Origin of the sequence: Pseudonocardia hispaniensis (genome assembly GCF_042658695.1) — a bacterium.
Classification (GTDB): domain Bacteria; phylum Actinomycetota; class Actinomycetes; order Mycobacteriales; family Pseudonocardiaceae; genus Pseudonocardia; species Pseudonocardia hispaniensis.
In genome coordinates, this window is record NZ_JBHSQW010000016.1 from 114,728 (window position 1) to 141,309 (window position 26,582).

Genomic DNA, 26,582 nt, shown 5'->3' on the forward strand with positions numbered 1-26,582 from the left:
GGTCCGCAGGGGTAGGACGGCACGCGCCCGGGTCGGACGGCCCAGCGAGGAGGAGCCGCGATGAGTGGGCGCGTGGTGCACTTCGAGATCCCCTTCGACGACGGCGAGCGGGCGCGCGGCTTCTATCGGGAGGCCTTCGGCTGGAACCTCCAGGAGATCCCCGAGATGGCCTACACGATGGCCTCGTCCGGCCCGACCACGGACCAGGGGATGCCCAGCGAGCCGGGATATATCAACGGTGGCCTGTTCCGGCGTGCGGCCGGCCCGCTGCGCGGCCCGGTGATCGTCGTCGACGTCGAGCGCATCGACGCGGCCCTGACGCGCATCGAGGAGCTCGGTGGGACGACGGTCGTCCCGCGGCAGCCGGTCGGGGAGATGGGGTTCGTGGCGTACTTCCAGGATCCCGAGGGCAACGTGGTCGGGCTCTGGGAGAACGCGGCGTAAGGGCCGAGCCGACGGGGTCCGTCCGCCGTACTCACCGAGGTCATGGCTCGGGTGGTGTGACGACGAGCAGACAACCGCTCCAGGCGCGGATGCGGCGCTCGGATCGTCGAGGAGCCGGATGGCTCAGCCGACCGGTCGCTCCAGGGTGATCAGCAAACCCTCCACACCACCGGGCCCGATCCGGCCCTTCACCTCGGTGCTGGTGATCGCCTTGAGCTGCCAGCCCTGGGCGGCCTCGTCGTTGAGGAGCTTCTCCAGCTTGTCCGCCGAGAGCTTCCCGCCGACCAGGCTCTCCCGTAGCTGGAGCACCCGGTACTGGAATCGCCGCGTCATCCGTCCAGATTGCCAGCCCTCATCTCGTGCGCCCGCTGAGCCCGGGATCCAGCGCGTGCCCGACGAGCCGCCCGCGCAACGCCCACCCCGACCGCCCGAACAGCGCGGCCATCGCCGCGATCATGCCGGTGAGGTCGTCGCGGCCGGTCAGGTAGGCCCAGCGGTGCCGGTGCGGGAGGCCGAGGAAGACCTCGAAGAACGCGGGCACCTCCTCGGGCGGCAGCCGCAGCAACGCCTCGAGTCCGCGGCGGCGCAGCAGGTGGACGGCTCGCGCGGCGGGCGACCAGAGGACCGTGTCCGCCGTCGCGGGCGAGCGGATGAGCGCGTCGGCCAGCCGGGGCGCCAGCGACAGCGCGGTGGCCACGCTGAACCCGGTGCTGGGGTGGATGAGGGGGGCGGCCGAGCCGAAGCCCAGGACGTCGCGGGAGCGGTGCCGGGCGCGATCGAGGGGGAAGCGCACCCGCTCCTGCCGGGCACCCGCGGCGGCCACCACGCCATGGTGGGCCAGCCGGGCCAGCAACCTGCGGCGCAGCTGCGGGATCGGCAGCCCGGGACGCCGGGCCAGCGAGGTCTCCTCGAGCAGCACCTCGCCGCCGCCGAGCGGCACCCCGTAGAGGAACGTCGGCCAGCCTCGCTCGCCGTGGTCGCGACGCCAGTCCATGAACAGTGCCGTGCCGGGTGGGACGAGCGACGCGGCCCGTTCAGCGGGCACGACCAGTCCGTAGGCGGTCTGCTCGGCGGCAGGACGGCTCTGCCGGCGGGGGGAGCGCAATGGCTGACGGTGCCCGCCCGCGTCGACGATGATCCGGGCCCGGGCGAGCCGTCCGTCGGCGAGGGCGACGGTATGCGGCTCCGGGACGCCGACGGCCCGCCCGGCGCGGACGTCGACCCCGTGGCGGTGCAGCTCGGCGTCCAGGTGGCGGCGCAGGGCGGGGACGTCCAGGACGGCGTAGTCCCAGCCCAGCCGGTGCACGCTCAGCGCGATCGCCCGGCCCTCGGCCGTCGCCGCAACGAGGCCGGCGGGGAGCCCGGCCGGCAGCTCACCGGACCAGGCGGCGTAGGTGGCGCGCCAGACACGGGCGGGTGCGGGGTCGAGCAGCACGGTGCGTAACCCGCGTGCCCCGCACTCCGCCGCGAGCGCCCGGCCGGCCGGGCCGCCGCCGACGATCAGCACATCGTCCATGCTCACCCCACCCTGTGAGTGCGTAACAGTGTTCTCACACTGTTACGCACTCACGGGCGGCGTTCATCGGCCACCGGCCAACGCGCCGCCGTCGACGACGATGGTCTCGCCGGTCACCCAGCTCGCGGCCGGGGAGACCAGGAAGCCGACCACCGCGGCGACGTCCTCGGGAGCCCCGAGGCGCTTCATCGGATAGGACGCCGCCGTGCCCGCTTCGTCGTGCTCATAGAGCGCCGTGGCGAAGCGGGTCCTCACCACCGCCGGGGCGACGGCGTTGACCCGGATCCGCGGGCCGAGCTCCGTGGCCAGCTCGGCGGTGAGCCGGATCAGCGCCGCCTTGGACGCGCCGTAGGCCGCGATCACCCGTGTGGTGCGCAGTCCCCCGAGCGAGGCGACGTTCACGACCGATCCGCCGTGCTCGCCCAGCCAGGCCCGATACGCGAGCTGGGTGAACCCGAGCGCCGCGACGACGTTCACGTCGAAGATCTTGCGGACGGCGTCGAGGTCGGCGCTCATCAGCGGGCCGTGGACGGGGTTGATCCCGACGTTGTTGACCAGGATGTCGAGCCTGCCGAACGTGTCCATGGCCCGCTGCACGGTCTGTTGGCGCGACTCGTCGTGCCCGGCATTGCCCACGATGCCGAGCACCCGCCCCTGCTGCCCGTCGGCGGCCTCGCCGGTGAGCCGGTCGACGGCGGCGTCGAGCTCCGCGGGCCTGCGCGCGGTGATCACCACCGAGGCGCCGCGGCGCAGCAACTCGGCCGCGATCGCGTAGCCGATGCCCCGGCTGGCGCCGGTGACGAGCCCGGCCTGGCCGCGCAGGTCCGGCAACGAGCCGGTGATGTCGGTCATGGCGCGACCCTACGTCGGGGAAAGGGCTCGCACCGGTCGGTACTCTGGGGGTGATCCGGATCGGGTAACGCGGCTCCCCGTATCCCTACTGTCTTCCATCCGGACCCCTGGAGCTTTCCTCGTGATCACCGCAACCGACCTGGAACTGCGTGCCGGATCCCGCATTCTGTTGTCCGGGGCCACCCTTCGGGTGCAGCCGGGCGACCGAATCGGGCTCGTCGGGCGCAACGGCGCCGGTAAGACGACCTCGATGCGGGTGCTCGCCGGTGAGGGCGAGCCGTATGCGGGCTCGGTCGGATCGGCCGGGCCCGTCGGCTACCTGCCCCAGGACCCTCGCGAGGGTGACCTCTCGGTCGTGGCGAAGGACCGGGTGCTCTCCGCCCGCGGGCTCGACACCCTGCTGCGCAAGATGGAGAAGGCGCAGACGGCGATGGCCGAGCTCGTCGACGGTGCCCAGAACGCCAAGGCGGTACGCGAGTACGGGCGTCTCGAGGAGCGCTTCGCGGCGCTGGGTGGCTACGCCGCGGAGAGCGAGGCGGCTCGGATCTGCACGCACCTGGGGCTGCCCGAGCGCGTCCTCACCCAACCGGTCGCGACGCTGTCCGGTGGGCAGCGTCGCCGCGTCGAGCTGGCCCGCATCCTGTTCGCCGCGTCCGAGAACGGCGCCACCGGCGGCCAGAGCGCCACGACGCTGCTGCTCGACGAGCCCACCAACCATCTCGATGCCGACTCGATCACCTGGCTGCGTTCGTTCCTGTCCGCGCACACGGGCGGGCTGGTGGTGATCAGCCACGACACCGACCTGCTCGCCTCGGTCGTCAACAAGGTCTGGTTCCTCGACGCGACCCGGGGCGAGGTGGACGTCTACAACATGGACTGGCGCCGGTACCTCGAGGCGCGGGCCACCGACGAGAAGCGCCGTCGCCGAGAGCGTGCCAACGCCGAGAAGAAGGCGGCCGCCCTGCATGCTCAGGCAGCGAAGATGGGGGCCAAGGCCACCAAGGCGGTCGCGGCGAAGAACATGGCCCGCCGGGCCGACCAGATGCTGGCCGGACTCGAGCCGCAGCGCCAGGCCGAGCGGGTCGCGAAGATCCGCTTCCCGGAACCGGCGCCGTGTGGGCGCACCCCGCTCACCGCCGAGGGGCTGAGCAAGGCCTTCGGCTCGCTGGAGGTGTTCAGCGGGGTGGACCTGGCCGTGGACCGTGGCACCAAGGTCGTCGTGCTCGGGCTCAACGGCGCGGGCAAGACCACCCTGCTTCGGCTGCTGGCCGGCACCGAGACCCCTGATGCGGGGCAGGTGGTTCCCGGCCACGGACTGCGCACCGGCTACTACGCGCAGGAACACGAGACCCTCGATCCCGACGCCACCGTCTGGGAGAACATCCGCCACGCCGCGCCGGACACACCCGAGCAGCAGCTGCGGACCCTGCTGGGCACGTTCATGTTCTCCGGGGAGCAACTCGAACAGCCCGCCGGGACGTTGTCCGGTGGGGAGAAGACGCGGCTGGCGCTCGCCGGTCTGGTCTCCAGCGCCGCCAATGTGCTGCTGCTCGACGAGCCGACGAACAACCTGGACCCGGCCAGCCGGGAACAGGTCCTGGACGCGCTGCGTCGCTTCACCGGCGCCGTCGTCCTGGTGACACACGATCCGGGTGCGGTCGAAGCGCTCGACCCGGACAAGGTCATCGTGCTGCCCGACGGCACCGAGGATCACTGGTCGGCCGAGTACCTGGAGCTGGTGCAGCTCGCGTGAGGGGGGAAGGGGCACGGTGCCTCCGACGTCTCGGTGACCTCGAGGTTGCGGTCCGAACCGATGATCACCCGTACGCGTGATCCATTCGGGCGAACCGTTCACCGATCTTTGAGTGGATCTCCTGGCCCAACGGCCGAGGTTGGACGATCATTGCCGCACCGACGAGCCAATCCGGCTTACGGTCCACGAACTGCCGCGGTGGGGCAGAGGAGGTCAACCGACGTGGCCGACCTGAAGAAGGGCGCCCGGATCACCGGAGCCCAGCGGGACAAACTCGCCACTGACCTGAAGAAGAAGTACGAGAAGGGCGCCAGCATCCGGGCCCTTGCCGAGCAGACCGGTCGTTCCTACGGGTTCGTGCACCGGGTGCTCAGCGAGACCGGGGTGACGCTGCGCGGACGCGGGGGAGCGACCCGCACCAAGAAGAAGTAGCGACCGCACCGGTCAACCCCTGAGCCGCCCCTGCGGGGGCGGCATCAGGACGCGTACGCCCGCAGCCGCTCGCGCTGATCGCCGTCGGGGAAGGTCGGAGGCGATGCGCACCACCGAACCCAGGCCGGGCGCCGACGGTCGTCGAGGTCTGTCACACGCTCGGTCGCCCGAGCGGGAAGACGCCGCTGTGCCTGAGCGTTGGCTCCAGATTGCAACGTTGTAATCGCACTGGGGGCGCGGATGGACCACAGCTGGCAGCTGATGCGCGGAGTCGTACGGGGCGCCGACGCTCCGCGCAGAATCGCGAAGGGGACGGTCCGCCGGATCTGGGCGTTCGCCCGTCCACACCGGCGCAGGCTGCTCGCATTCCTGTTGTTCACCGTGGGGTCGGCGGTCATCGGCGTGCTGACCCCGATCCTCGCCGGGCGCGTCGTCGACGCGATCGTGTCGGCAGGCACGACCTCCGCCGCGACCGCGACGATCATCGGGCTGGCCGGCGGGATCGCCGGCCTTGCGGTGCTGGACGCCGCGATCGGGTTGATCTCCCGCTGGTTCTCGGCGCGTATCGGCGAGGACCTCATCGTGGACCTTCGCCGGGCCGTGTTCATCCACGTTCAGGCGATGCCGATCGCGTTCTTCACCCGCACCCGCACCGGGGCGTTGGTCAGCAGGCTCAACAACGATGTCATCGGCGCCCAGTCGGCCATCACCTCGACGCTGGCGAGCCTGCTGTCCAACGTCATCCAGCTCGCGCTGGTGCTCGGGGTCATGATCGGGCTGGCCTGGCAGGTCACGCTCCTCGCCCTCGTGCTGTTGCCGATCTTCGTGCTGCCGGCCCGGCGGATGGGACACACCATCGCCGACCTGCGACGCGAGTCGGCGAACCTCAACGCCGCGATGAGCAACCAGATGACCGAGCGGTTCTCCGCGCCGGGCGCGACGCTGGTCAAGCTCTTCGGCGACCCCGGCGCGGAGGCGCGCGAGTTCGCCGAGCGCGCCCAGCGGGTCCGCGACATCGGCGTGCGCACCGCCATGGTCTCCCGGGTCTTCGTCACCGCGCTGTCGCTGGTCTCGGCGCTGGCGCAGGCGTTGGTGTACGGGCTCGGGGGCTGGCTTGCGGTCACCGGCCGCATCGCCCCCGGCACGGTCGTCACCCTCGCGCTGCTGCTCACCCGCCTCTACTCGCCGATGACGGCGCTGGCCAACGCCCGGGTCGACGTCATGAGCGCGCTCGTGGCGTTCGAGCGGGTCTTCGAGGTGCTGGACCTCGAGCCGATGATCACCGAGAAGCCGGACCCCCGGGAGCTGCCGGACGGGCCGGTCGGCGTGCGGCTGCGCGACGTGCACTTCGGCTACCCCAGCGCCGATCGGGTGTCGTTGGCCTCGCTCGAGGAGGTCGCCGTGCTCGACCGCAGACCCGGGGGAACGGTCCTGCACGGGATCGATCTCGAGGTCGGCCCCGGCAGGCTGGTGGCGCTGGTCGGCTCGTCCGGTGCCGGGAAGTCGACGATCGCCTCGCTCGTGCCGCGGCTCTACGACGTCGACTCCGGCGCGGTCGAGCTGTCCGGCATCGACGTGCGCGAGCTCTCGTTCGCCGCGCTGCGGGGCGCCGTCGGCGTCGTCACCCAGGACGGGCACCTGTTCCACGACACGATCGCGGCCAACCTGCGGTACGCCGCACCACGGGCCACCGACGACGAACTGCGCGCGGCGATCGCCCGGGCGCGGCTGTCCGAGCTGGTCGACGCGTTGCCCGACGGGTTGCAGACCGTGGTCGGCGAGCGGGGCTACCGGCTCTCCGGCGGCGAGCGGCAGCGGCTGACCATCGCCCGGTTGCTGCTGGCCAGGCCGCGGGTGGTGATTCTCGACGAGGCCACCGCGCACCTGGACTCCGAGTCGGAGGCGGCCGTGCAGGCCGCGCTGGCCGAGGCGCTCGACGGGCGGACCGCGATCGTCATCGCCCACCGGCTCTCCACGATCCGGGCGGCCGACGAGATCGCGGTCGTGGAGGCGGGCCGGATCGTCGAGCGCGGAACGCACGAGGAGCTGCTGACCGCGGGCGGCCGCTACGCGCTGCTCTACCGCACCCAGTTCGCCGACCAGACGGACACCGACCGGGTGGCCTGACCCCGACCGCCGCGGCGACCGGCTGCGGTCACCTCGTTCGCCTTCGCGGAGCCCGGGAATGCCCCGGCCTTCTCCGACACCCGGTTCGTGGGTGACTCACCGAGGTGGCGACGTGCGCCGGACGGTCTGCTCGACGACGTCGAGGACGCCGGCAAGGTCTCCCGCGGGCAGCCCCATCGCCAGGTGCGAGACCAGGCCCTCCCACACCAGCTCCAGGTACTGGGCCAGCACGGGCACCGGGATGTCGGCGCGCAGCGCGCCGGCGGCCAGCTGACGCTCGAGGCGGTCGCGGGTGGCCGCGGTCAGCGCCGCTGAATGCGCCTGCCAGCGCTGCCGGAACTCCGGATCCGTGCGCAGCCGCCGGGATACCTCGAGCCGGGTGCCGAGCCAGCTGCGGTCGTCGCCGTCGTCGCCGGCCAGCAGCTCGCGCATGACCTGCACCAGCCCCTGGTCGGCGACGATGTCGGCCATCCGTCGGGCGTCCTGCTCGGCCAGCGCCAGGAACAGCGACTCCTTGTCGCGGAAGTAGTGAAAGATCGCCCCACGGGACAGACCTGTGGTCTGCTCGAGCCTGCGCACGGTCGCTCCCTCGTACCCGTAGCGCGCGAAGCAGGACCGCGCGCCGTCGAGTATCTGCTGGCGCCGTGCGGCAAGCCGATCGGAACTGACCCGGGGCATTCCCACAGTATTCCGTACGTACGGATTGTTGCCTGCCGGGCCGCTCCCGCATGATCGTCCACGCGCAGGACCGGCAGCTGCGTCCGGCGGCCGCAGCACCGCCGCGGCGAGTCCCCCGGCGTGTCGGCCTGACCCAGAGATACCCGATCGACGTAACGTCCGATGGCCTGATGGGTCCGAACGGACCAACGATCGAGCCCTGTTCGGCGTAGTGAACCCGGCGCCGGGCTCGGGCCAGACCGGTGAGGAGATACCCGGACCGGGTGATCGGCCGCCTTCCGCTCCGCTCGCGACCGCCTGCGGCTGCCGGTCCGGACGAGTAGCGTCGCCTCCGTGATGCAGGAGGCGACGGGCGTCCAGCCGCCGACCGCAACGAACCGTTTCGTGCCGACATTCGTCCCGCCTCCCGCCGCGCCACCGACGATCACGGTGCTGCGCAGTCGCGCCGAGGCGGAGGCCTATGTGGCCTCGGTGTGCTTCAAGCACGGGCCACCGCGGTTGGCCGGAGTCGAGCTGGAGTGGTTGGTGTACTCCACCATCGCCCCCCGACAGCCTCCCGATGCGGCCACCCTCGCGGCCGCACTCGGTCCGCACACTCCCACCACCCTCCGCCCCGGCTCCCCGGCCATCCCGTTGCCGGGCGGCTCGATCGTCACCGTCGAACCCGGCGGGCAGGTCGAGCTGGCAAGCCCCCCGTTGGCCGGCCTGTCCGCTCTGGACCGCACCGTCGAGGCCGACGCCGCCGAGTTGCACCGGCGCCTCGCCGCGCATGGCCTGCGCATCGAGCCTCGCGCCTCCGACCCGATCCGGCCTCCCATCCGCATTCTCGATGTGCCGCGCTACCGGGCGATGGAGAGCGCCTTCGACCGGATCGGCCCACACGGGCGCAGCGGCATGTGCTCCACCGCGGCCGTACAGGTCTGCCTCGACGCCGGCGAGGCCGCCGACATCCCGCGCCGGTGGGACGCCCTGCACGCGCTCGGGCCGGTGCTGCTGGCCGCGTTCGCGAACTCACCCCTGCTGCACGGCAGGCGCACCGGGTGGAAGTCCTCCCGGATGGCCTGCTGGCTCGCGGCCGACCCGGACCGCACCGCACCGCCGCCACCCCGCACCGGTGACCCGGCCGCTGCCTGGGCCGAACGGGTGCTGCACACCCCGCTGCTGTGCGTGCGCCGGCCGACCGGCTCCTGGGAGGTGCCGGGCCGGGTCACGTTCGCCGACTGGATCGGCGGCGCGCTACCCACCCTGCCCACCACCGCCGACCTCGACTATCACGTGTCGACGTTGTTCCCGCCGGTCCGCCCGCGCGGACATCTCGAGGTGCGCTACGTGGACGGGCAGCCGGGTCGGCACTGGAAGCTGCCGATGGCGATGCTCGTCGCGCTGCTGTCGGACCCGGTCGTCACCGACCGGACGCTGGAGCTGTGCGAGCCCGCGCAGGGGCGGTGGATCTCGGCGGCCCGGCACGGTCTGGACGACCGGGTGCTGGCCGCCGCCGCGATCGGGGTCTTCGAGCTCGCGTGTACCGCCCTGCGGGCGCTGGGCGGACCACCGGAGTACCTGGCCGAGCTGGAGGACGTGACCGAGCGCCGGGTGCGCTCGGGTCGATGTCCGGCCGACGAGGAGATCCCGGGGGAGCCCGCCACCCGCGAGAACTCCGCTCCCACCTGGCCGTCGGTCGCCCTGCGCGACGGCCCCCCATGTCCTGAACCGATCCCCGGCGAACCGGACAGCCCGGACGGAGAGCGACGATGAGCCACCGCGCACCGCTGCCCGAACTCGGCGCCGAGGAGCTCCGCACCCACGTCGCGGAGTTGCTGGCCCGATCGCGCGCCCGCAGCCTGGCGCTCACCGACGCCGTCGACGACGCCGATCTCGTTGCCCAGCACTCGCCGTTGATGTCCCCCCTGGTCTGGGACCTCGCGCACGTCGGCAGCCAGGAGGAGCTCTGGCTGGTCCGCGACGTCGGTGGTCGCGCCCCGCTGCGCCCGGAGATCGACGGGCTCTACGACGCCTTCCGGCACTCCCGCGCCAGCCGGGTCGATCTGCCGCTGCTGACCCCGGCCGAGACCCACGCCTATCTCGGTCAGGTCCGGGACAAGGCCCTGGACGCGCTGGAGCGCAGCCCACTCACCGGGCGCAGGCTCGTGGAGAACGGGTTCGCCTTCGGCATGATCGTGCAGCACGAGCAGCAGCACGACGAGACCATGCTCGCCACCCACCAGCTGCGGTCGGGCGCCCCGGTACTGCACGCTGGGCCCCCGCCCGCGGCCGCGCCGATCCACGGCCCCCGGGAGGTTCTCGTCCCGGCGGGCCGGTTCGTGCAGGGCACCTCGACCGAGCCCTGGGCGCTGGACAACGAGCGCCCGGCCCACCTGGTCGACCTGCCCGCCTTCGTGATCGACACCTATCCGGTCACGAACGGCGAGTACGCCGCGTTCATCGGCGACGGTGGCTACGACGACCCGCGCTGGTGGACCGAGACCGGCTGGCGGCACCGGCACGACGCCGGCCTGGCCGCCCCACGGTTCTGGGAGCGCGACGACGACGGCACCTGGTGGCGGCGCCGGTTCGGAGTGCTCGAACCGGTCCCGGACCGGGAGCCGGTGGTGCATGTGTGTTTCCACGAGGCGGTCGCCTACGCGACGTGGGCCGGCAAGCGGCTGCCCACCGAGGCGGAGTGGGAGAAGGCGGCCCGCCACGACCCGTCCACGGGCCGGTCCCGGCGCTATCCGTGGGGTGATGCCGACCCGACGCCCGCGCATGCCAACCTCGGGCAGCGCCACCTGCAGCCCGCCCCGATCGGGGCCTTCCCGGCGGGAGCCTCGCCCCTGGGGGTGCAGCAGTTGATCGGCGATGTCTGGGAGTGGTGCGACTCCGGCTGGCAGCCCTACCCGGGTTTCGAGGCCTTCCCCTACCCGGAGTACTCGCAGGTGTTCTTCGGCGGTGACTACAAGGTGCTGCGCGGCGGATCCTTCGGCACCGATCCCTCCGCGATCCGCGGCACCTTCCGCAACTGGGACCATCCGATCCGCCGGCAGATCTTCGCGGGGTTCCGGTGCGCGCGCGACCCGAGCCCGCTCGAGGCCGCGGCGGGCACGGCGGGCGAGCGGTAACGGGGTGTGCCGCCACCTGGCGTACCTCGGCCCGCCGACGACCCTGTCGGCGCTGCTGCTGGATCCGCCGCACGGGCTGCTGCGCCAGTCCTACGCGCCGGCGGACATGCGCGGCGGGGGAACCGTGAACGCGGACGGATTCGGCGCGGGCTGGTATGCACCGGCGGAGACCGCGGCGGACCCCGGTTCGGGAGCCGGCGCGAACAGCGCGGGGGAAGCCGGTCCGGCCGGGCCCGGACCGGTGCGGTACCGCAGCGCCCAGCCGCTGTGGTCGGATACCTCGTTCCACGCGCTCGCCGGGGCGACCCGCAGCTCGGTGGTGCTCGCGGCGGTGCGCTCCGCCACTCCGGGGATGCCCGTGGTCAGCACCGCGGTCGCGCCGTTCGCCGAGGGCCGCTGGCTGTTCAGCCACAACGGCGTGGTGCGCGGCTGGCCCGGCAGCGTCGCCGCGCTCGCGTCCGGATTGCCGGTGACCGATCTGATGACCCTCGACGCGCCCAGCGATTCGGCCCTGCTGTGGGCGCTGGTGCGGCATCGGCTGCGCGACGGCGCGAACCCGGGCACGGTGCTCGCCGAGATCGTCGTCGCGGTGCAGGCGGCGGCTCCCGGATCGCGGCTGAACCTGCTGCTCACCGACGGCTCGACGATCTGGGCCACGACCTGGGGCCACGCGCTGTCCGTCTGCACGACACCGGATTCGACCACCGTCGCCTCCGAACCGCTCGACCCGTCGCCGGGATGGACCGGGGTGCCCGACCGGCACCTGGTGGTGGCACGCCCCGGCCGGCACCGCCTGGCAATCCTCACGGCCCTGCAGTCCACGCACGCCCAAGGAGTCCGATGAGTTCCGTGTTGCTCGACGTCCACCTGACCGAGTCCGATGCCGAGGCCGCCCTGCACGCCGACGCCCGCGCCGGCCTCACCGCCCAACCCAAGCAGCTGCCGCCCAAATGGTTCTACGACGGGCGGGGCAGCGAGCTGTTCGAGAAGATCACCGAGCTGCCGGAGTACTACCCGACCCGGACCGAACGGGCGCTCCTGCGGGCCAGCGTGGACGACATCGCCGCCGCCTCCGGCGCGGACACCGTCGTCGAGCTGGGGTCCGGATCGTCGGCCAAGACCCGGCTGGTGCTCGACGCCTTCACCCGCGCCGGCACGCTGCGCCGCTACGTGCCGCAGGACGTCAGCGAACCCGCGCTGCGGCTGGCGCTGAACGCGCTGGCCGACGAGTACCCGGGGCTGGACCTGCACGGGGTGGTCGGCGACTTCACCCACGACCTGGGTGGGCTGCCCCGCGGCGGCCGTCGCATGATCGCGTTTCTGGGTGGGACGATCGGCAACCTGCTGCCCGACGAGCGCGCCGCGTTCCTCACGCATGTCCGCTCCGTCCTGGAGCCCGGCGAGCAGCTGCTGCTGGGCACCGGGCTCGTCGTCGATCCGTCGATCGTCGTACCCGCCTACGACGACGCCGCCGGGGTGACCGCGGAGTTCAATCGCAACGTGCTGCACGTGCTCAACCGCCAGCTCGGGGCGGACTTCACGCCGGAGTCCTTCGCGCACGTCGCGGCCTGGGACGCCGAACACGAGTGGATCGAGATGCGGCTGCGCGCCGAACGGGACATGACCGTCACCCTCGCCGCGCTCGACCTGGTGGTGCGGTTCGCGGCGGGGGAGGAGATGCGCACCGAGATCTCGGCGAAGTTCCGGCGCGACGGCGTGCGCGCGATGCTCGGCGAGGCCGGTTTCGAACTCAGCCGCTGGTGGGCCGACGCCGACGACCGCTTCGGGCTGAGCCTGGCCATCGCCCGCTGACCACGGCGCCGGACCCGCCCCGGGACGTCGGCGACGCGCCGGGGCGATCGCCCGGAACAGGACCGGCACCGCGGGATCGCGGAGGGGCCCGGGACCGGCCGGCCCCGGGCCGGGTGGCCGCGTTCAGCGCTCGTAGACGGGGGTGATCGCGGCTCGGGCGAGGGTGTGGGTGAACAGGAGGAAACCCAGGAAGGCGGGGCTGGCGGTGCGGGCGACGCCCAGCCGGGGCACGTCCACCGCGTGCACGACGAAGAAGTAGCGATGCACCCCGTGGCCCTGGGGCGGCGCGGCGCCGAGGTAGTGATGCAACCCGGCGTCGTTGGCCAGGCAGATCGCGCCCTGGGGGAGACCGGCGCCGTCGGGGCCGCTCGCCCCGGACGGCAGTCCGGTGACCTCCGCGGGGATGTCGGCGACCGCCCAGTGCCAGAACCCGCTGCCGGTGGGGGCATCCGGGTCGTAGCAGGTCACCGCGAAGCTACGGGTGGCGGTCGGGAAGTCCCGCCAGCTCAGCTGCGGTGAGCGGTCCTGTCCTCCGGCCCCGAAGATCCCGCTGACCTGGGCGGACGCGAGTGGGACACCGTCGGCGATATCGGTGCTGGTGAGGGTGAAGGTGGGGACCTCGGGCAGGAAGGCGTAGGGGTCGGGTGGGGCGGACGTCGCCGCATGCGAGGTGACCATGTGTTTCTCCAGGGGTTCGGTGCGGGTGGTTCAGGCGAGCGTCGCGCCGAACTCGGTGGCGATGTACTCGGCCTGGCGGATCGCCAGCGCGACGATCGTCAGGGTCGGGTTGGCCGCCGCGCCGGTGGTGAAGACGCTGCCGTCGGAGACGAACAGGTTCGGCACGTCGTGCGCGCGGCCGAAGCGGTCGACCACCCCGTCGCCGGGGCGCTGGCTCATCCGGCAGGTGCCCAGGTTGTGGGTCGACGGGTAGGGCGGGGTCTCGATGACCCGGTGCGCGCCGACCGACCGGTAGACGGCCGCGCCCTGCCGGTAGGCGTGGTTGCGCATCGCGACGTCGTTGGGGTGGTCGTCGAAGTGCACGTTGGCCACCGGGAGCCCATGGGCGTCGACGGTGTCGCGGGAGAGCGTGACCCGGTTGTCGGCCTGGGGCATGTCCTCCCCGACGATCCACATGCCCGCGGTCCCCAGGTAGCCGTCGACGATCTCGGTGAGCGCGGATCCCCACGTCCCCGGGGCGACGAACGTCGCGAAGAACGCCGGCCCGAGGGCGAGCGTCTGCAGGTAGTAGCCGCCGGCGAAGCCGCGGTCGGTGTCCAGCCGGGACTCGTCGGCGATGATCCCGGCCATCGTCTCCCCGCGGTACATCCGCACCGGCTTGTCGAACTGGCCCCACACGGTTCCGGTGGTGTGGCGCATGTAGTTGCGTCCGACCTGGCCCGAGGAGTTCGCCAGCCCGTCGGGGAACTGCGCCGACGCCGAGAGCAGCAGCAGCCGGGCCGACTCGATGGAGTTCCCGGCCACGCACACCACGGCGGCTCGCTGGCGGCGGACCGTGCCGTTGCGATCGACGTAGAGAACCCCGGTGGCCCGACCGCGCGAGTCGTGCAGGATCTGGATGGCGTGGCTGTCCGGGCGCAGGTCGAGCCGTCCGGTCCGGGCCGCCTTCGGCAGCTCGGCGACCAACGTGGACCACTTCGACCCGTTCTTGTCGCCCTGGAAGTTGAACCCGTCCTGGATCGTGCCCGGGCGGCCGTCGTAGGGCTCGGCGTTCGTCGCGTAGGGACCCGTGGCGTACTGCTGGTAGCCGACCTTTGCCGCGCCGTTGGCGAAGACCTTGTAGTTGTTGTTCGCCGGCAGCGGCGGGCGGCCGTGGCGGTGGCTGACCCCCATCTTGATCTCGGCCTGGTCGTAGTACGGCTCGAGTTCGGACAGGGTGATCGGCCAGTCCAGCAGCGTGGCGCCGTCGAGGTCGCCGTAGACGCTGCGGGTGGCGAGCTCGTGGGCCTTGAACCGTGGGCACGCCCCGGCCCAGTGCGTCGTGGTCCCACCGACCGCCTTGACGATCCAGGCCGGCAGGCTCGGGAAGTCGGTCGCGACCCGCCAGCTGCCCGAGGTGGTGCGCGGGTCGGTCCAGGCCATCTGGGCGAACGCCTGCCACTCGTCGTTGTGGTAGTCCTCGCCGGTCAGGTGCGGCCCGGCCTCGAGCACCACGGTCTTGATCCCGCGCTGGCAGAGCTCGTTGGCGAGCGTGCCACCACCGGCCCCGGATCCGACGATGACCACCACGTCGGAGTCGTCGTAGTCGAACCGAGTCATGCCGATACCCCCTCTGCCTCCTCGATGCGCGGCTCGGGCAGCCAGTCCAGGTCGTTGAACCCGCGGTTGAGATAGCCACCCTTGTCGAAGGACGGCCCCTCGTAGCCCAGCACGTCCCAGACCTCGCGGTCGTCGTAGAGCGCGACCACGGCCACCTCGACGATCCCGGCGAAGAACGGGGTGTCGGCGATCCCGCGCACCACCGCGGTGGCGGTCTCGGCGTCCAGCTGCGAGAACGCGACCCCACGCAGTTGGTCCACATCGGACAGGCCCTGGACCAGCTGGGCGAGTAGCCGGGGGGCATCGGCCGCTTTGGCCAGCACCGCGTCGGCGGTGCGCTGATAGGCCCCGACCGGGAACCCGTCGTGCGGAAATGCCGTGCGCAACAGGTCGACCAATGTTCGACGCTGCTGATCGGATAACAGTCCGTTCATTCAATCCGTCCTTCCTCGCGATGGATGAGTCGACTCCGGTCCGCCCCAAAAATGCGTTCGGCAAGAAGGCGATCCGCGAGCGTGCCACCGGATCGACGTCGATTCCATGCAGCCCTTCGGCTTCGTGCTCCGTGAGAGCAATCTTCCAATCGCTCTGGAGCGGCGCAAGGCCGGATATTTCAGCGTGTCGGAAAATGAACCGAGGAACTCTGAATGACATCGCTCACGCGCTGGTGTCCTTCGGGCGGGAGGCCGCGCCGTCCGAGTTTCCCGAGCGGGAAATGGAATTCGGGTCCGGTGGGCCGGACACGGTATTCCGACCGATCAGCCACCCGAGGACGGGGTGGGAACAGGGGCGGGCCTCATCGTGCGGTGGGGTCGGCGCGCACCCGGTCGCCGGCGTCGGCCTCGTGGTGCGGCAGGGCGCACAGGCGGCCGATCTTGTGACCCAGTGCGAAGCCCTGACCGTGACCGAGGTGGACGAGATAGCCCTCGTGCACGAGGGTGTTCAGCAGGTGGTAGGTGGTGCCGAGTGAGCACCCGGTGCGCCGGGCCACCGCCTTCGCGGCGATTCCGTCCCCCTCGGTGGCGACCACCTCCAGCACCCGCAGCGCGCGCCGCGCCGATCCGATCAGCCCGCTGGGCTCGCGGAGGGGGTCCTTCGACGACGGCACGGCAGGTCACTCCTTCGCGGACGAGTTCGCCGGGGTGTCGGGGGGACAGGGGGCCGCGGTCCGCAGCCGGCGGCCGGCTGTCCGGATGCCGTACTGGGCGATACGGCGGTAGAGCGTCGCCCGGCTGATCCCCAGCTTCGCGGCCGCCTCGGCGACGGTCGTTCCCGGCTCGGCGAGACACCCGACGATCTCGTCGCGCTCGACGGCCTCCAGCCGGGTGAGTCGGTGGTTCGCCCCGCTGAACACCTCCTCCGGCAGGTGGCGGGCGTCGACGACGTCGGCCCGGGACACCGCGGTGCGGATCACCTCGCGCAGCTGCGCGACGTTTCCGGGCCAGTGGTAGGAGGTCAGCGCGTGTGCCGCGGCGGAGGTGAACCGCACGGTCCGGCCGCGGGCCTGCCTGCCGAAGTAGCCGGCCAAGGGCAGCACGTCGTCGAGGCGGTGCCGCAGCGCCGGAACCTCGACGACCGAGCCGAACAGCCCGATCAGCGCCTCCGGGATCCGGGCGGGTTCCTGCGCGGTCACCGCGAACGGCCGGCGGGCCCGATGGTTGTCCGCCTCCCCGCCGACCGTCTCGAAGATCCGGGCGAGCTCCGCGGCGGTCCACGAGGGTAGTGCGTCGACCCGGCCCACGATGACGCTGGTGTGTTCCTTGCCGAGCTCCGGACTCCACAGGGCGAGCCACGCCTGAGCATCGGTGGGCTCCGGCGGGCGTGCGGTGAGAACGCGGTCCTGCGGGCGCATGCTGCGGTGTGCCGCGGCGAGCAACGCCGTCTTGCCCACCCCGGGCTCGCCGACGACGGCGACCGCCCGGTCCTCCGCCAGCGCGGCCTCGACCTGCGCGAGCGAGGCCTGCCAGGCCCCGGACAGCTCCGGCGGGGGCGGGTCGTCCCCGGCGCGCGGGAGCCGAACGCGGAACACTTCCCCACGGGATGCCGGGCGAGGCGTCCGGCCGCGCCCGCGGGCGAGCATGAGGGCGGCCGTGTTGCCCGCCGCCATCTGCGCCAACGCCAGCAGGAGCTTGTCCGACTGCCGGGCCCAGGTGGTCAGGTTGACGCTGCCGACGAGCTCCCCGGTCGCCGGATCCGTCACCGGGACGGCGGCGCAGGTGTAGCCCCACAGCGCCGTGCAATAGTGCTCGTCCGCCCTGACCAGTGATGGAGCGCGGTCCGCCAGCGCGAGGCCGAGCCCGGTCGTGCCCGTTTCGCGCTCGGAGTAGCCGAACCCCGGGGCGAGGTACACCGTGTCGAGTGCGCGCAGCAGCGAGCGCTCGCCGCAGGTACGGCTCAGCACCAGGCCCTCGCTGTCGGTGAGCATCAGGCTCACCGGCTCGTTCGCCAGCGTCGCGTGCAGGCCGCGCAGGACCTCCTGTCCGCACTCGTAGAAGAGCGAACTGTCATCGACACCGCCGGTGAACATCGGGTTCACCGAATCGAGGGAGATCCCGTAGTGCGCGCTGCGCCGCCAGGACGCGCTGAGTCTCGGCGCGGTCGTCGTGGCCCCCGGCCCGCCTCGCGACCTGGCGATCCGCTCCCGTTCCGAGAGCCGGGTCTGCTCGCTCATCCTCCAAACCTCCGTGGGACGCGTCGTTGCGTTCTCGCTGCCGCTGTCGGTCGACTGTGACACAGGCCATGCGCACCGCGCGGCAGCTCGGAGTCTCATACTGAGACAACGCGCGGGCGGGTCCCTCCGTCGCAGGCGGAGCGCCACCGCCGGCGGCAGCCTGCCTTGTTCGCGGCTAGCCTTGGCGCATGACCGACTGGCGCACCGACGGCGTTCGCGTCATTCCCGGCGACGCGCTCGACACCAACACCCCGCAGACCCCCGGGATGAACCGGGCGGCAGCGATCACCTACGAGCGGGCCGGCGCGCAGAAGCTGTGGGCGGGCACGGTGACGATCCACCCGGGCGCCCGGACCGGCGCGCACCACCACGGCGAGCTGGAGAGCGTGATCTACGTGGTCCGCGGGCGGGCCCGGATGCGCTGGGGCGAGCGGCTGGAGTTCACCGCCGAGGCCGGGCCCGGAGGGTTCATCTTCGTGCCGCCGTTCGTCCCGCACCAGGAGATCAACGCCCTCGACGACGAGCCGCTGGAATGCGTGCTGACCCGCAGCGGCCGCGACCCGATCGTGGTCAACCTCGACATCGAGGGGATCGCCGAACCCGAGGACGTGCCGTGGGTCGATCCCCTTCATCAGGGCTGAGCACGAACTCGTAGTCGAGCTGGCCGGGCGCGCTCGCGCCGCCCTGCAGCGGCTGACCCAGCAGGCGAAGCAGCGCACGCGAACCGACGTTGGTGGAGTGCACCGTCGCGTGGATCCGCCGACCCGCCAGGGCGCCGCGGGCGAAGCGGACGAGCTGGGTTCCGATCCCGCGGCGCTGCCACCGGTCGGGGACCAGCAGCGCGATCTCCGCCCGGCACGGTCCGTACCGGAACACGGTGAGCAACCCCGCCGGGCAGCCGTCCACACTCGCCAGCAGCGCCTCGCCCCCGGAAGCCGGGAGCAGGAACCGCAGGTAACCGCCGAGGACGCGGGTCGCGTCGATTCCCGGCAGGAGGAACCGCCGGCCCAGCGTCTGTGGCGAACACGCGCCGACCAGTTCGACGACGGCCGCGCAATCGGCATGGGTGGTCGCGCGGAGGTAGCGCAGGTCGGCCGCCGGTGCGAGCGCCCGGCAGCCGGGCTGGGTGTGCAGCACGCTCTCACGCAACGGCGACGCGCTGACTCGGCGCTGACGTGCGTCCCGGCCCGCGTTGACCGTTGCGTGGGCCCGGACCTATACCGGCGGTCGTGATCGATGATCGGATGGATCGGGAACGGCAGCTGTGGCGGGCCCTGGAGGCGGTGCACGCGGTGGTGTACTTCGCGCCGGAGGCGAAGGCGGCGTACGCGGGGCTGGGCCTGCGCGGCTTCTGGATGGGTTACTTCGCCTCCCGGGCGGCGGCCCTGGGTGCGGTGGGGCCGCGGCTGGTCACCGCCGTGTTCTTCGGCTTCGCCCCGCGGATGGTCCAGCGGGCCCTGCCGCGGGCCTGGGAGCTGGCCGAGCCGCACCGGGTCGCGGCGGCGCGGGCGGAGGTGGCCCGGACCGTCCTGGCCCGGCACGTCACCGGGGCCGACCGGCTCGGCACGGTCACGGCGTCGCTCGCCGCGGCCACCGCCGGGCTCGAGTTCGCCGGACGGCCGCTCGCCGCGGCCCACGCCGAGCTGGCGGCGGACACCGACCCGGTCGGCTCGCTGTGGCGGTCGGCGACCGTGCTGCGGGAGTACCGCGGCGACGGGCACAACGCCGCGCTGGTCGCCGCCGGGGTGAACGGCGTGCAGGCCAACGTCTGGACCGCGGCCACCGGCCGGCTGGTGCCCGAGCAGCGCGAGTTCCGCGGCTGGACCGAGCGGGAGTGGGCCGAGGCCGCGGTCGCGCTGGGGCGGCGCGGCTGGCTGGACGCCGATGGCGCCCTGACCGGCCGGGGCCGCGAGGAGCGCGCCGAACTCGAGCGGTGCACCGACCGGGCCGCGTCCCCGGCCTTCGCCGGGATCGACGATGCCGCGCTGCGCGAGATGCTCGCCGTGCTCGCGCCGGTAGCGTCGGCCATCGCGGACGCGGGTGCGGTGCCCTACCCGAACGCGATGGGGGTGCCGCAGCCACGCTGACCCGCTGAGCAACGGGGGCAATCGTGACCGACGGCGACCCGCGCCTGTTCGTGCTGGGCCCGCTGGCCGTCAGGCGCGACGACGGGCGCGTCGTCGCGCTCACCGGGCGCCGCGACCGTTCCCTCCTCGCGGGGCTGCTCGCGCACCGCAACGAGGCGGTCTCCGCGCGGCGCCTCATCGACGGCGCGTGGGGGCCCGACGCCGGCATCGGCGCGAACACCCTGCAGGCGCGCGTCTCGCATCTGCGCCGGCTCCTCGGCGCGCAGCGCCTCGTGCACGCGGGCGAGGGCTACCTGCTGCGGGTCCCCACCGGTGACTGCGACGAGGATGTGCTGGTCGAGGCGCTCGGCCGGGCGCAGGCGCTGCTCGGCGGGGGCGGCGCCGCTGAGGCGGCCCAGCTGCTGGAGACGGCGCTGGCGTTGGTGCGTGGCACGCCGTACGCGCCGTGCGAGGACGAGCCGCTCGTGGTCGCCGCCGCGGCCCGCGCGCAGGACCTCGTGTGGTCGGCCCGGGAGCTGTACGCCCGTGCGGTGCTCGACGCCGGCGACCACGTCCGGGCCGCCGCGCTCGCGCGCGCCCTCGTCGTCGCCGAGCCGGCGCGTCAGGACGCCCGGGTCGTGCTCATGCACGCCCTCGACCGCCAGGGCAGGCGCGCGGAGGCGCTGGCGGTGTTCGAGGACGCCCGGCGCACGCTCGCCGACGTCGCGGGTCTGGAGCCCGCCCCGCTGCTGCGGGCCGCCCACGCCGAGATCCTCGCCAGCGAGCACACCGCGGTGCGCAGCGAGTCGGCGGGGCCGGGGGTGCTGCACCCGCCGGACATGATCCGCTGGCTGGCCCGCAACGGTCACGCCGAGGCCGCGCTGGCGTTGGCGGTGCGCTGTGCGTGGGGCTGGTGGCTCGCCGGGGAGCGCGGCCGGGGGCGACGACTGCTGGCCGAGCTGCTCGCCGCGCCGCCCGGCGACGGCACGACCGGTTCCCGGTCGGCCGCTCGGCTGTGGGCGGCGGCGCTGGCGGTGCACGAGCGCGACGAGCCCGCCGCGCTCGGCGACGCCGAGCGGGCGCTGGCCGAGCAGGCCCGCGCACCGATCGCGCCGACCGCCATCGAGGCCCTCGCCCTGCTGCTCATCGCCGACCGGCGCACCGAACGCGGCGAGCCGGAGGCTGCGGCGCGGGCGCTCACGGCCGCCGCGCCGGCCCTGGGCGGCGACACCGACCGATGGGCCTGCGGGCTGGCCACCCTCGTCGAGGCCCGGGGCCTGCTGGGCATCGGCCGGCCCGCCGAGGCGGGCCGGTTGGCCACCGAGGCGCTGCGCGTCTTCGCGGGGCTCCCCGACGCCGCGGGCCAGCTGAGCGCCCACGAGCTGCTGGGCTGTCTCGCCCAGGGGCGCGGCGAGCTGCCCGCCGCGGCCGACCACTTCCGCCGCTCGCTGCTGCTCGCGCTGCACGGCGGCTGGCCGCACGCGCAGTGTCTGCAGCTGATGCGCCTCGGCGGCGTGACCGCGCTGCTCGGCGACGTCGGCGGGGCACGACAGCGGCTCGCCGAGGCACTCGCGATCGCCCGGCGGGTCGACTCGCCGTCGCTGGTCGCCTACGTGCGCACCAACCTCGCGCTCGTCGACGCCCGGGCCGGTGACACCGAACCGGCCGCCCGCGGCCACCGGGAGGCGCTGGCCTGGTACCAGCACGCCGGTTCCGTATCGGGGATCGCGCTCAACGCCGCGGCGCTGGCCCGGCTCGTACCGGCGGGGCGGGCCGAGGCCCTGCTCGACCGCGCCGAGCGTGCGGCGGCGGCCAGCGGTGACGCCCGGGCGATGGCCTTCGTCGCCGAGAGCCGGGCGGTCACCGCGGCGAGCGACGAACTCGCCGTCGCCCACCTGCGCCGGGCCCGCGAGCTGCGCGGACGCACCGGATGGCCGCGGCTGCCCGGCGAGCAACCCGACGTCGACCGGCTGGAGCGACGGCTGCGCCCGTGAGGGGCCGCGGTCAGGACCACAGGGCCTTCCCGAGCAGCCCCAGCGCGCTGAGCACCGTCAGCGCGAGGACGGCGGGCCGGGTCCAGCCGTGGTCGAGGACCCGGCGGGCCGGGCCGGACAGCAGGAACCCGCCGAGCATGAACGGCAGCATCAGCGCACCGTCGCGCAGCGCGGACGGCTGGACCTGCCCGGCCATCCCGAGGAACAGCAGGGACAGCACGGCCCCGAGGGCGAAGTAGGCGCCCAGCGTGGAGCGCACCCGCGGCCCGGTCTCGTGCTGGTAGACCAGGGCGACCGGCGGGCCGCCGATCGAGGTCGCCGTGCCCGACGCTCCGCTGACCAGCCCGGCCGCCAGCAGCGCCGCCGCGGTGGGCCGCAGCCGCGTGTGCACGACCGACATCCCGGCGCAGGCCAGCACGGACACCGCCACCAGGATCGCGAACCCGCGGGCCGGTAACAGTGCCACGGCGAGCGCCCCGAGCGCCGCGCCGGGGACGCGGCCGGCCATCGCCCAGGCCACCCCGCGCCAGTCGGTGGCCCGGTGCTCGCGCGCGGCGGCCAGCACCGCGTGCGACGCGGCGAGCAGGATCATCGGGACCGGCACGAACGCCGGGTCGATGATCGCCAGCAGCGGGGCCGCGACCAGCGCGAGCCCGAACCCGACCGTGCCCTGCACCAGGGCGCCGAAGGCCACGACGAGCCCGGCCGCAACGACCTCCACCCGCCCACGGTAGGCAGCCGCCGAACGCGGGCCGCGTCGTGGCTCCATAACGTCGTGCCGACCCGCTGCTGGCGGCATCATGGCTCCAGGACGCGATCCGACGCCGGTGCGCAGCGCGTTATGGAGCCATGATGCGCTGGAAGGGTCAGGCGCCGAGCATGCCGCGCAGCACGTACTGCATGATCCCGCCGTGCCGGTAGTAGTCGGCCTCGCCGGGGGTGTCGATGCGGACCGTGGCGTCGAACTCGATCGTCCTGCCGGTGTCCGTGCGTGCCGTCACGTGCACCGTACGCGGCGTGGAGCCGTCGTTCAGGGCGGTGATCCCGCTGATGTCGAAGGTCTCGGTGCCGTCCAACCCCAGCGACGATGCCGACTCACCCTGCGGGAACTGCAGCGGCAGCACGCCCATCCCGATCAGGTTGGAACGGTGGATGCGCTCGAAGGACTCGACGATCACCGCCCTGACCCCCAGCAGGGCCGTGCCCTTGGCCGCCCAGTCCCGCGACGAGCCCGAGCCGTACTCCTTGCCGCCCAGGACGACCAGCGGGACCTCCCGCGCGGCGTAGCTCTGCGCGGCGTCGTAGATGGTCGCCTGCGGCCCGCCGGCCTGGGTGAAGTCACGGGTGTAGCCGCCGCTCACCCCGTCCAGCAGCAGGTTGCGCAGCCGGATGTTGGCGAACGTCCCGCGGATCATCACCTCGTGGTTGCCGCGGCGCGAGCCGTAGGAGTTGAAGTCCTTGCGCTCCACCCCGTGGGCGCGCAGATAGGCACCCGCCGGGGAATCCTCCTTGATCGAGCCCGCGGGGGAGATGTGGTCGGTGGTGACCGAGTCGCCCAGCAGCGCCAGCACCCGGGCACCCGAGATGTCGCCCACCGGGGCGGGCTCGCGGGTCATGCCGTCGAAGTACGGGGGCTTGCGCACGTAGGTCGAGCTCGCGTCCCAGGCGAACGTCTCGCCCGTCGGGGTCGGCAGCGAGCGCCACCGCTCGTCGCCGCGGAAGACGTCGGCGTAGTCGCGGGAGAACATCTCCTGGTTGATGGCGGCGTCGATGGTCGCCTGCACGTCCTGCGCCGAGGGCCAGATGTCGCGCAGGTACACCTCGGTGCCGTCGCTCGCGGTGCCCAGCGGCTGGTTCTCGAAGTCGAAGTCCATCGTCCCGGCCAGCGCGTAGGCGATCACCAGCGGCGGGCTGGCCAGATAGTTCATCTTCACATCGGGGTTGATCCGACCCTCGAAGTTGCGGTTGCCCGACAGCACCGAGACGACGGCCAGGTCGGCCTCGTTGACCGCGGCCGAAATCTCCTCCGGGAGCGGGCCGGAGTTGCCGATGCAGGTGGTGCAGCCGTAACCGACCAGGTGGTAGCCGAGCTTCTCCAGGTAGGGCCAGAGGCCGACCTTCTCGTAGTAGGCGGACACGACCTGCGAGCCGGGCGCCATCGAGGTCTTCACCCACGGCTTGACCGCCAGGCCCCGGTCGACCGCGTTCTTGGCCAGCAGCGCGGCGCCGAGCATCACCGACGGGTTGGAGGTGTTGGTGCAGGAGGTGATCGAGGCGATGACGACGGCGCCGTGGTCGAGCTCGCACGTCGTGCCGTTCGCCAGGGTCACCTGGGTCGGCCTGCTCGGACGGCCCTGCGCGCCGGAGGCCGCGGAGATCGGGGCCCGGGGCGCGCCGCCGCCGTTGCCGTGCGCCGCGGGGCTCGCCGGGTCGCTGGCCGGGAAGGTCTCCTCGATGGACTCGTCGACCCCGGAGCTCGCCGGGGCCTGCACGCCGTCGGCGTAGTCGACGAGCGCGGAGCGGAACGCCTGCTTGGCCACGCTCAGCTCGATGCGGTCCTGCGGGCGCTTCGGCCCGGCGATCGACGGGACGACCGTGGAGAGGTCCAGCTCGAGGGTCTCGGAGTAGACCGGCTCGCGTGCCGGGTCGTGCCAGAGCCCCTGCTCCTTGGCGTAGGCCTCGACCAGGGCGACCTGCTCGCTCGGGCGACCGGTGAGCGTGAGGTAGCGGATGGTCTCGGCGTCGATCGGGAAGATCGCGGCGGTGGAGCCGAACTCCGGGCTCATGTTGCCGATGGTGGCCCGGTTGGCGAGCGGCACCGCGCTCACGCCCTCGCCGTAGAACTCGACGAACTTGCCCACCACGCCGCGGCGGCGCAGCATCTCGGTGATCGTGAGCACCACGTCGGTGGCGGTGGCGCCGGCCGGGATCTCGCCGGTGAGCTTGAACCCGACCACCTGGGGGATGAGCATCGAGACGGGCTGGCCGAGCATCGCGGCCTCGGCCTCGATCCCGCCCACCCCCCAGCCCAGCACGCCGAGCCCGTTGACCATCGTGGTGTGGCTGTCGGTGCCGACGAGCGTGTCCGGATACGCCTGTCCGTCCCGGGTCATCACCACGCGCGCCAGGTGCTCGATGTTGACCTGGTGCACGATGCCGGTGCCGGGGGGGACGACCTTGAAGTCGTCGAACGCGCCCTGGCCCCAGCGCAGGAACTGGTAGCGCTCCCGGTTGCGCTGGTACTCGAACTCGACGTTGCGTTCGAAGGCATCGGGGCGGCCGAAGATGTCGATGATCACCGAGTGGTCGATGACCAGCTCGGCGGGGGCCAGTGGGTTGACCCGGGCCGGGTCGCCGCCCAACTCGGTGACGGCCTCGCGCATCGTCGCGAGGTCGACGACGCACGGGACGCCGGTGAAGTCCTGCATGATCACCCGCGCGGGGGTGAACTGGATCTCGGTGTCCGGCTCGGCGGCCGGGTCCCAGCTCGCCAGCGCCCGGATGTGGTCGGCGGTGACGCTCACCCCGTCCTCGGTGCGAAGCAGGTTCTCGAGCAGCACCTTGAGGCTGAACGGCAGCCGCTCGGCACCGGCGACGGCGGACAACCTGAAGATCTCGTACTCGGCGCCACCGGCCTCGATGGTTCCCCTGGATCCGAAACTATCGGTGCTGGCCACGATGGGTGTCCTCCTGGCGGTGGTAGGCGCGACTGATCGGTCACCGGAGTCTCGCGCACGGCGACCGGCCCGGCGGCGGGACCCCACACGCCTAACAGTACGCCTGTCCTACTAGGGGGGCGAGCGCGGGGCGCGCGCCGGGACGTCGACTGCGTGCGGTACGGCGCCGTCACCCGATCGTCGCAGCCTTCGATGCTCCATGTGGTGGAAGTTACGGGCGAATACCCGTGGGGCTGCTGCAACCGGATGCGGAGAAGTGGCACAGTCAGGCCCCTGAAGTGATCATCTCTGGTGATCCGTCGCGGGAGGTGCTGTGCGGTCCGGTCGGGTCCTCGTCGTGCTCGTCGTTCTCGCGATGCTGGCCGGGGCCTCGACGGCGCTGGCCCAGCCGCCCGTGCCGCCACCCCCACCGAACCCGAGCAACCAGGACCTGCAGAACAGCCGCGACGCCGTCGCCGGCCGCGCCGCCGAGGTCGCCCGGCTGACCGGGCGCCTCACCGAACTCGACGCCGAGGCCGACGAGCTGCAGATCGTCCTCGCCGAGCAGCGCGAGTCGGCGAACGCGGCGCGCGACGCGCTCGACGCCGCCCAGGCCGAGGCCGCCGCGGCGGCGCAGCGGGCGCAGGCCGCGCGCGCGCAGACCGAGGCCGCCGGCAAGGCCATCGAGGCCGCCCGCGGCAGGCTCGACGAGTTCGTCGCCGGCACGTACCAGACGGGTATCGACCTCGGACCGCTCGGTCTGCTCACCTCCGCGACGGGGCCGGAGGACTTCGTCGACCGGGCCCAGTTCACCGATGTGCTCACCCGGCAGCAGGCAGCCGCCCTGGACGGCCTGGAACGGGCCCGGGTCGAGAAGGCCAACGCCGACTCGCGGGCCCGCGCGGCCGAGGAGGAGGCCCAGGCTCGGCGGGCCGCCGCGCAGGAGGCCAAACAGGCCGCCGACGCCGCAGTCGCGCAGGCCCAGGAGGCGGCCGAGGAGCAGGCCCGGCGGCTCGCGGCGGTCGCGGCCGAACAAGCCGAGGTCCAGCGCAGGCTCGACGCCGCCGAGGCCGCCGACGCCGGGCTGCGGGCCCAGCGCAGGCGCTTCGAGGACTGGCAGCGCCAGCAGGCCGAGGCCGAGGCGGCCCGCCAGCGCGCCGCGCAGCAGGCGGCGGCCGCGCGGGCCGC

General features: G+C 73.1%; 22 protein-coding genes and 2 pseudogenes. 12 read left to right on the plus strand and 12 right to left on the minus strand.

Annotated features, from left to right (window positions below; translation table 11 throughout):
* The first annotated feature begins 60 nt into the window (after positions 1–60).
* The gene (locus ACFQE5_RS08520; RefSeq protein WP_379584283.1) at positions 61–444 is read left to right on the plus strand and encodes a VOC family protein; all 384 of its coding nucleotides are present in this window, start codon (positions 61–63) and stop codon (positions 442–444) included.
* A gap of 123 nt (positions 445–567) precedes the next feature.
* Here the strand turns inward: ACFQE5_RS08520 and ACFQE5_RS08525 are convergent, their stop codons facing one another.
* The 3 genes from ACFQE5_RS08525 to ACFQE5_RS08535 all read right to left on the minus strand — a co-directional run bounded on the left by ACFQE5_RS08525 (position 568) and on the right by ACFQE5_RS08535 (position 2,812).
* Positions 568–777, minus strand: coding sequence for a DUF4177 domain-containing protein (locus tag ACFQE5_RS08525; RefSeq protein WP_379584284.1), 210 nt, complete (start codon positions 775–777; stop codon positions 568–570).
* Positions 778–796: 19 nt separating this feature from the next.
* Positions 797–1,960, minus strand: a complete 1,164-nt coding sequence (locus ACFQE5_RS08530) for a lycopene cyclase family protein (protein ID WP_379584285.1) — start codon at positions 1,958–1,960, stop codon at positions 797–799.
* Positions 1,961–2,023: 63 nt separating this feature from the next.
* Positions 2,024–2,812: an SDR family oxidoreductase gene (locus tag ACFQE5_RS08535; protein ID WP_379584286.1), complete on the minus strand. Its 789-nt coding sequence runs from the start codon at positions 2,810–2,812 to the stop codon at positions 2,024–2,026.
* Between the two features lie 121 nt (positions 2,813–2,933).
* Here ACFQE5_RS08535 and ACFQE5_RS08540 point away from each other — a divergent pair, with 121 nt between their 5' ends.
* The 3 genes from ACFQE5_RS08540 to ACFQE5_RS08550 all read left to right on the plus strand — a co-directional run bounded on the left by ACFQE5_RS08540 (position 2,934) and on the right by ACFQE5_RS08550 (position 7,124).
* Positions 2,934–4,565, plus strand: coding sequence for an ABC-F family ATP-binding cassette domain-containing protein (locus ACFQE5_RS08540; protein WP_379584287.1), 1,632 nt, complete (start codon positions 2,934–2,936; stop codon positions 4,563–4,565).
* A gap of 222 nt (positions 4,566–4,787) precedes the next feature.
* Positions 4,788–4,997: a helix-turn-helix domain-containing protein gene (locus tag ACFQE5_RS08545; RefSeq protein WP_013675497.1), complete on the plus strand. Its 210-nt coding sequence runs from the start codon at positions 4,788–4,790 to the stop codon at positions 4,995–4,997.
* Positions 4,998–5,237: 240 nt separating this feature from the next.
* On the plus strand, positions 5,238–7,124 hold the full coding sequence (locus ACFQE5_RS08550) for an ABC transporter ATP-binding protein (RefSeq protein ID WP_379584288.1): 1,887 nt from the start codon (positions 5,238–5,240) through the stop codon (positions 7,122–7,124).
* A 96-nt stretch (positions 7,125–7,220) separates the two neighbouring features.
* Here the strand turns inward: ACFQE5_RS08550 and ACFQE5_RS08555 are convergent, their stop codons facing one another.
* The gene (locus ACFQE5_RS08555; protein WP_379584289.1) at positions 7,221–7,802 is read right to left on the minus strand and encodes a TetR/AcrR family transcriptional regulator; all 582 of its coding nucleotides are present in this window, start codon (positions 7,800–7,802) and stop codon (positions 7,221–7,223) included.
* Between the two features lie 384 nt (positions 7,803–8,186).
* Here ACFQE5_RS08555 and egtA point away from each other — a divergent pair, with 384 nt between their 5' ends.
* The 4 genes from egtA to egtD are packed head-to-tail and all read left to right on the plus strand — an operon-like array spanning position 8,187 to position 12,730.
* Entirely contained in the window at positions 8,187–9,557 is a 1,371-nt protein-coding gene (gene egtA / locus ACFQE5_RS08560; RefSeq protein ID WP_379584290.1) for an ergothioneine biosynthesis glutamate--cysteine ligase EgtA, read from the plus strand.
* Positions 9,554–10,918, plus strand: coding sequence for an ergothioneine biosynthesis protein EgtB (gene egtB, locus ACFQE5_RS08565; protein ID WP_379584291.1), 1,365 nt, complete (start codon positions 9,554–9,556; stop codon positions 10,916–10,918). The genes egtA and egtB overlap by 4 nt, the downstream gene beginning before the upstream one ends.
* Positions 10,919–10,922: 4 nt before the next feature.
* Entirely contained in the window at positions 10,923–11,762 is an 840-nt protein-coding gene (locus tag ACFQE5_RS08570) for an ergothioneine biosynthesis protein EgtC (RefSeq protein WP_379584292.1), read from the plus strand.
* Positions 11,759–12,730, plus strand: coding sequence for an L-histidine N(alpha)-methyltransferase (gene egtD / locus ACFQE5_RS08575; protein WP_379584293.1), 972 nt, complete (start codon positions 11,759–11,761; stop codon positions 12,728–12,730). The genes ACFQE5_RS08570 and egtD overlap by 4 nt, the downstream gene beginning before the upstream one ends.
* A 123-nt stretch (positions 12,731–12,853) precedes the next feature.
* On the opposite strand, the gene ACFQE5_RS08580 is transcribed toward egtD, so the two are convergent.
* From ACFQE5_RS08580 to ACFQE5_RS08600, 5 genes and pseudogenes are all read right to left on the minus strand, one after another.
* A complete protein-coding gene (locus ACFQE5_RS08580) occupies positions 12,854–13,408 on the minus strand; it encodes a YbhB/YbcL family Raf kinase inhibitor-like protein (RefSeq protein ID WP_379584294.1) in 555 nt (184 codons plus the stop codon).
* A gap of 30 nt (positions 13,409–13,438) precedes the next feature.
* Complete coding sequence (locus ACFQE5_RS08585; protein WP_379584295.1) at positions 13,439–15,007, minus strand: GMC family oxidoreductase; 1,569 nt, start codon at positions 15,005–15,007, stop codon at positions 13,439–13,441.
* Positions 15,004–15,441 carry a hypothetical protein gene (locus ACFQE5_RS08590; RefSeq protein ID WP_379584296.1) on the minus strand — a complete coding sequence of 146 codons (438 nt, stop codon included), beginning with the start codon at positions 15,439–15,441 and terminating at the stop codon, positions 15,004–15,006. The genes ACFQE5_RS08585 and ACFQE5_RS08590 overlap by 4 nt, the downstream gene beginning before the upstream one ends.
* Before the next feature lie 377 nt (positions 15,442–15,818).
* Positions 15,819–16,115 (minus strand): annotated as a pseudogene (locus tag ACFQE5_RS08595) (helix-turn-helix domain-containing protein); the annotation flags it as partial.
* A gap of 6 nt (positions 16,116–16,121) precedes the next feature.
* Positions 16,122–17,678 (minus strand): GAF domain-containing protein, encoded by a 1,557-nt coding sequence (locus tag ACFQE5_RS08600; protein WP_379584297.1) that lies wholly within the window; start codon positions 17,676–17,678, stop codon positions 16,122–16,124.
* Positions 17,679–17,866: 188 nt separating this feature from the next.
* On the opposite strand from ACFQE5_RS08600, the gene ACFQE5_RS08605 reads away from it, so the two are divergent.
* Complete coding sequence (locus ACFQE5_RS08605; protein ID WP_379584298.1) at positions 17,867–18,319, plus strand: cupin domain-containing protein; 453 nt, start codon at positions 17,867–17,869, stop codon at positions 18,317–18,319.
* Here the strand turns inward: ACFQE5_RS08605 and ACFQE5_RS08610 are convergent.
* Positions 18,249–18,827 carry a GNAT family N-acetyltransferase gene (locus tag ACFQE5_RS08610; RefSeq protein WP_379584299.1) on the minus strand — a complete coding sequence of 193 codons (579 nt, stop codon included), beginning with the start codon at positions 18,825–18,827 and terminating at the stop codon, positions 18,249–18,251. The genes ACFQE5_RS08605 and ACFQE5_RS08610 overlap by 71 nt on opposite strands.
* An 80-nt stretch (positions 18,828–18,907) precedes the next feature.
* Here ACFQE5_RS08610 and ACFQE5_RS08615 point away from each other — a divergent pair, with 80 nt between their 5' ends.
* Positions 18,908–19,765: an SCO6745 family protein gene (locus ACFQE5_RS08615; protein WP_379584300.1), complete on the plus strand. Its 858-nt coding sequence runs from the start codon at positions 18,908–18,910 to the stop codon at positions 19,763–19,765.
* A 23-nt stretch (positions 19,766–19,788) separates the two neighbouring features.
* The gene (locus ACFQE5_RS08620; RefSeq protein WP_379584301.1) at positions 19,789–21,738 is read left to right on the plus strand and encodes an AfsR/SARP family transcriptional regulator; all 1,950 of its coding nucleotides are present in this window, start codon (positions 19,789–19,791) and stop codon (positions 21,736–21,738) included.
* Positions 21,739–21,748: 10 nt separating this feature from the next.
* Here the strand turns inward: ACFQE5_RS08620 and ACFQE5_RS08625 are convergent, their stop codons facing one another.
* Together ACFQE5_RS08625 and ACFQE5_RS08630 are read right to left on the minus strand one after the other, a co-directional pair.
* Positions 21,749–22,459: a TSUP family transporter gene (locus ACFQE5_RS08625; RefSeq protein ID WP_379584302.1), complete on the minus strand. Its 711-nt coding sequence runs from the start codon at positions 22,457–22,459 to the stop codon at positions 21,749–21,751.
* A gap of 145 nt (positions 22,460–22,604) precedes the next feature.
* Entirely contained in the window at positions 22,605–25,415 is a 2,811-nt protein-coding gene (locus ACFQE5_RS08630) for an aconitate hydratase (protein WP_379584303.1), read from the minus strand.
* Between the two features lie 313 nt (positions 25,416–25,728).
* Here ACFQE5_RS08630 and ACFQE5_RS08635 point away from each other — a divergent pair.
* A pseudogene (locus ACFQE5_RS08635) lies at positions 25,729–26,582 on the plus strand (hydrolase); the annotation flags it as partial.

Excerpts from the sequence above, each read along its gene's own strand:
- egtD (WP_379584293.1), top strand. The coding sequence starts at position 11,759 with ATGAGTTCCGTGTTGCTCGACGTCCACCTGACCGAGTCCGATGCCGAG.
- ACFQE5_RS08605 (WP_379584298.1), top strand. The coding sequence starts at position 17,867 with ATGACCGACTGGCGCACCGACGGCGTTCGCGTCATTCCCGGCGACGCG.
- ACFQE5_RS08555 (WP_379584289.1), bottom strand. The coding sequence starts at position 7,802 with ATGCCCCGGGTCAGTTCCGATCGGCTTGCCGCACGGCGCCAGCAGATA.
- ACFQE5_RS08530 (WP_379584285.1), bottom strand. The coding sequence starts at position 1,960 with ATGGACGATGTGCTGATCGTCGGCGGCGGCCCGGCCGGCCGGGCGCTC.
- ACFQE5_RS08590 (WP_379584296.1), bottom strand. The coding sequence starts at position 15,441 with ATGAACGGACTGTTATCCGATCAGCAGCGTCGAACATTGGTCGACCTG.
- ACFQE5_RS08585 (WP_379584295.1), bottom strand. The coding sequence starts at position 15,007 with ATGACTCGGTTCGACTACGACGACTCCGACGTGGTGGTCATCGTCGGA.
- ACFQE5_RS08600 (WP_379584297.1), bottom strand. The coding sequence starts at position 17,678 with ATGAGCGAGCAGACCCGGCTCTCGGAACGGGAGCGGATCGCCAGGTCG.
- egtB (WP_379584291.1), top strand. The coding sequence starts at position 9,554 with ATGAGCCACCGCGCACCGCTGCCCGAACTCGGCGCCGAGGAGCTCCGC.
- ACFQE5_RS08535 (WP_379584286.1), bottom strand. The coding sequence starts at position 2,812 with ATGACCGACATCACCGGCTCGTTGCCGGACCTGCGCGGCCAGGCCGGG.
- ACFQE5_RS08520 (WP_379584283.1), top strand. The coding sequence starts at position 61 with ATGAGTGGGCGCGTGGTGCACTTCGAGATCCCCTTCGACGACGGCGAG.
- ACFQE5_RS08550 (WP_379584288.1), top strand. The coding sequence starts at position 5,238 with ATGGACCACAGCTGGCAGCTGATGCGCGGAGTCGTACGGGGCGCCGAC.
- ACFQE5_RS08580 (WP_379584294.1), bottom strand. The coding sequence starts at position 13,408 with ATGGTCACCTCGCATGCGGCGACGTCCGCCCCACCCGACCCCTACGCC.
- ACFQE5_RS08525 (WP_379584284.1), bottom strand. The coding sequence starts at position 777 with ATGACGCGGCGATTCCAGTACCGGGTGCTCCAGCTACGGGAGAGCCTG.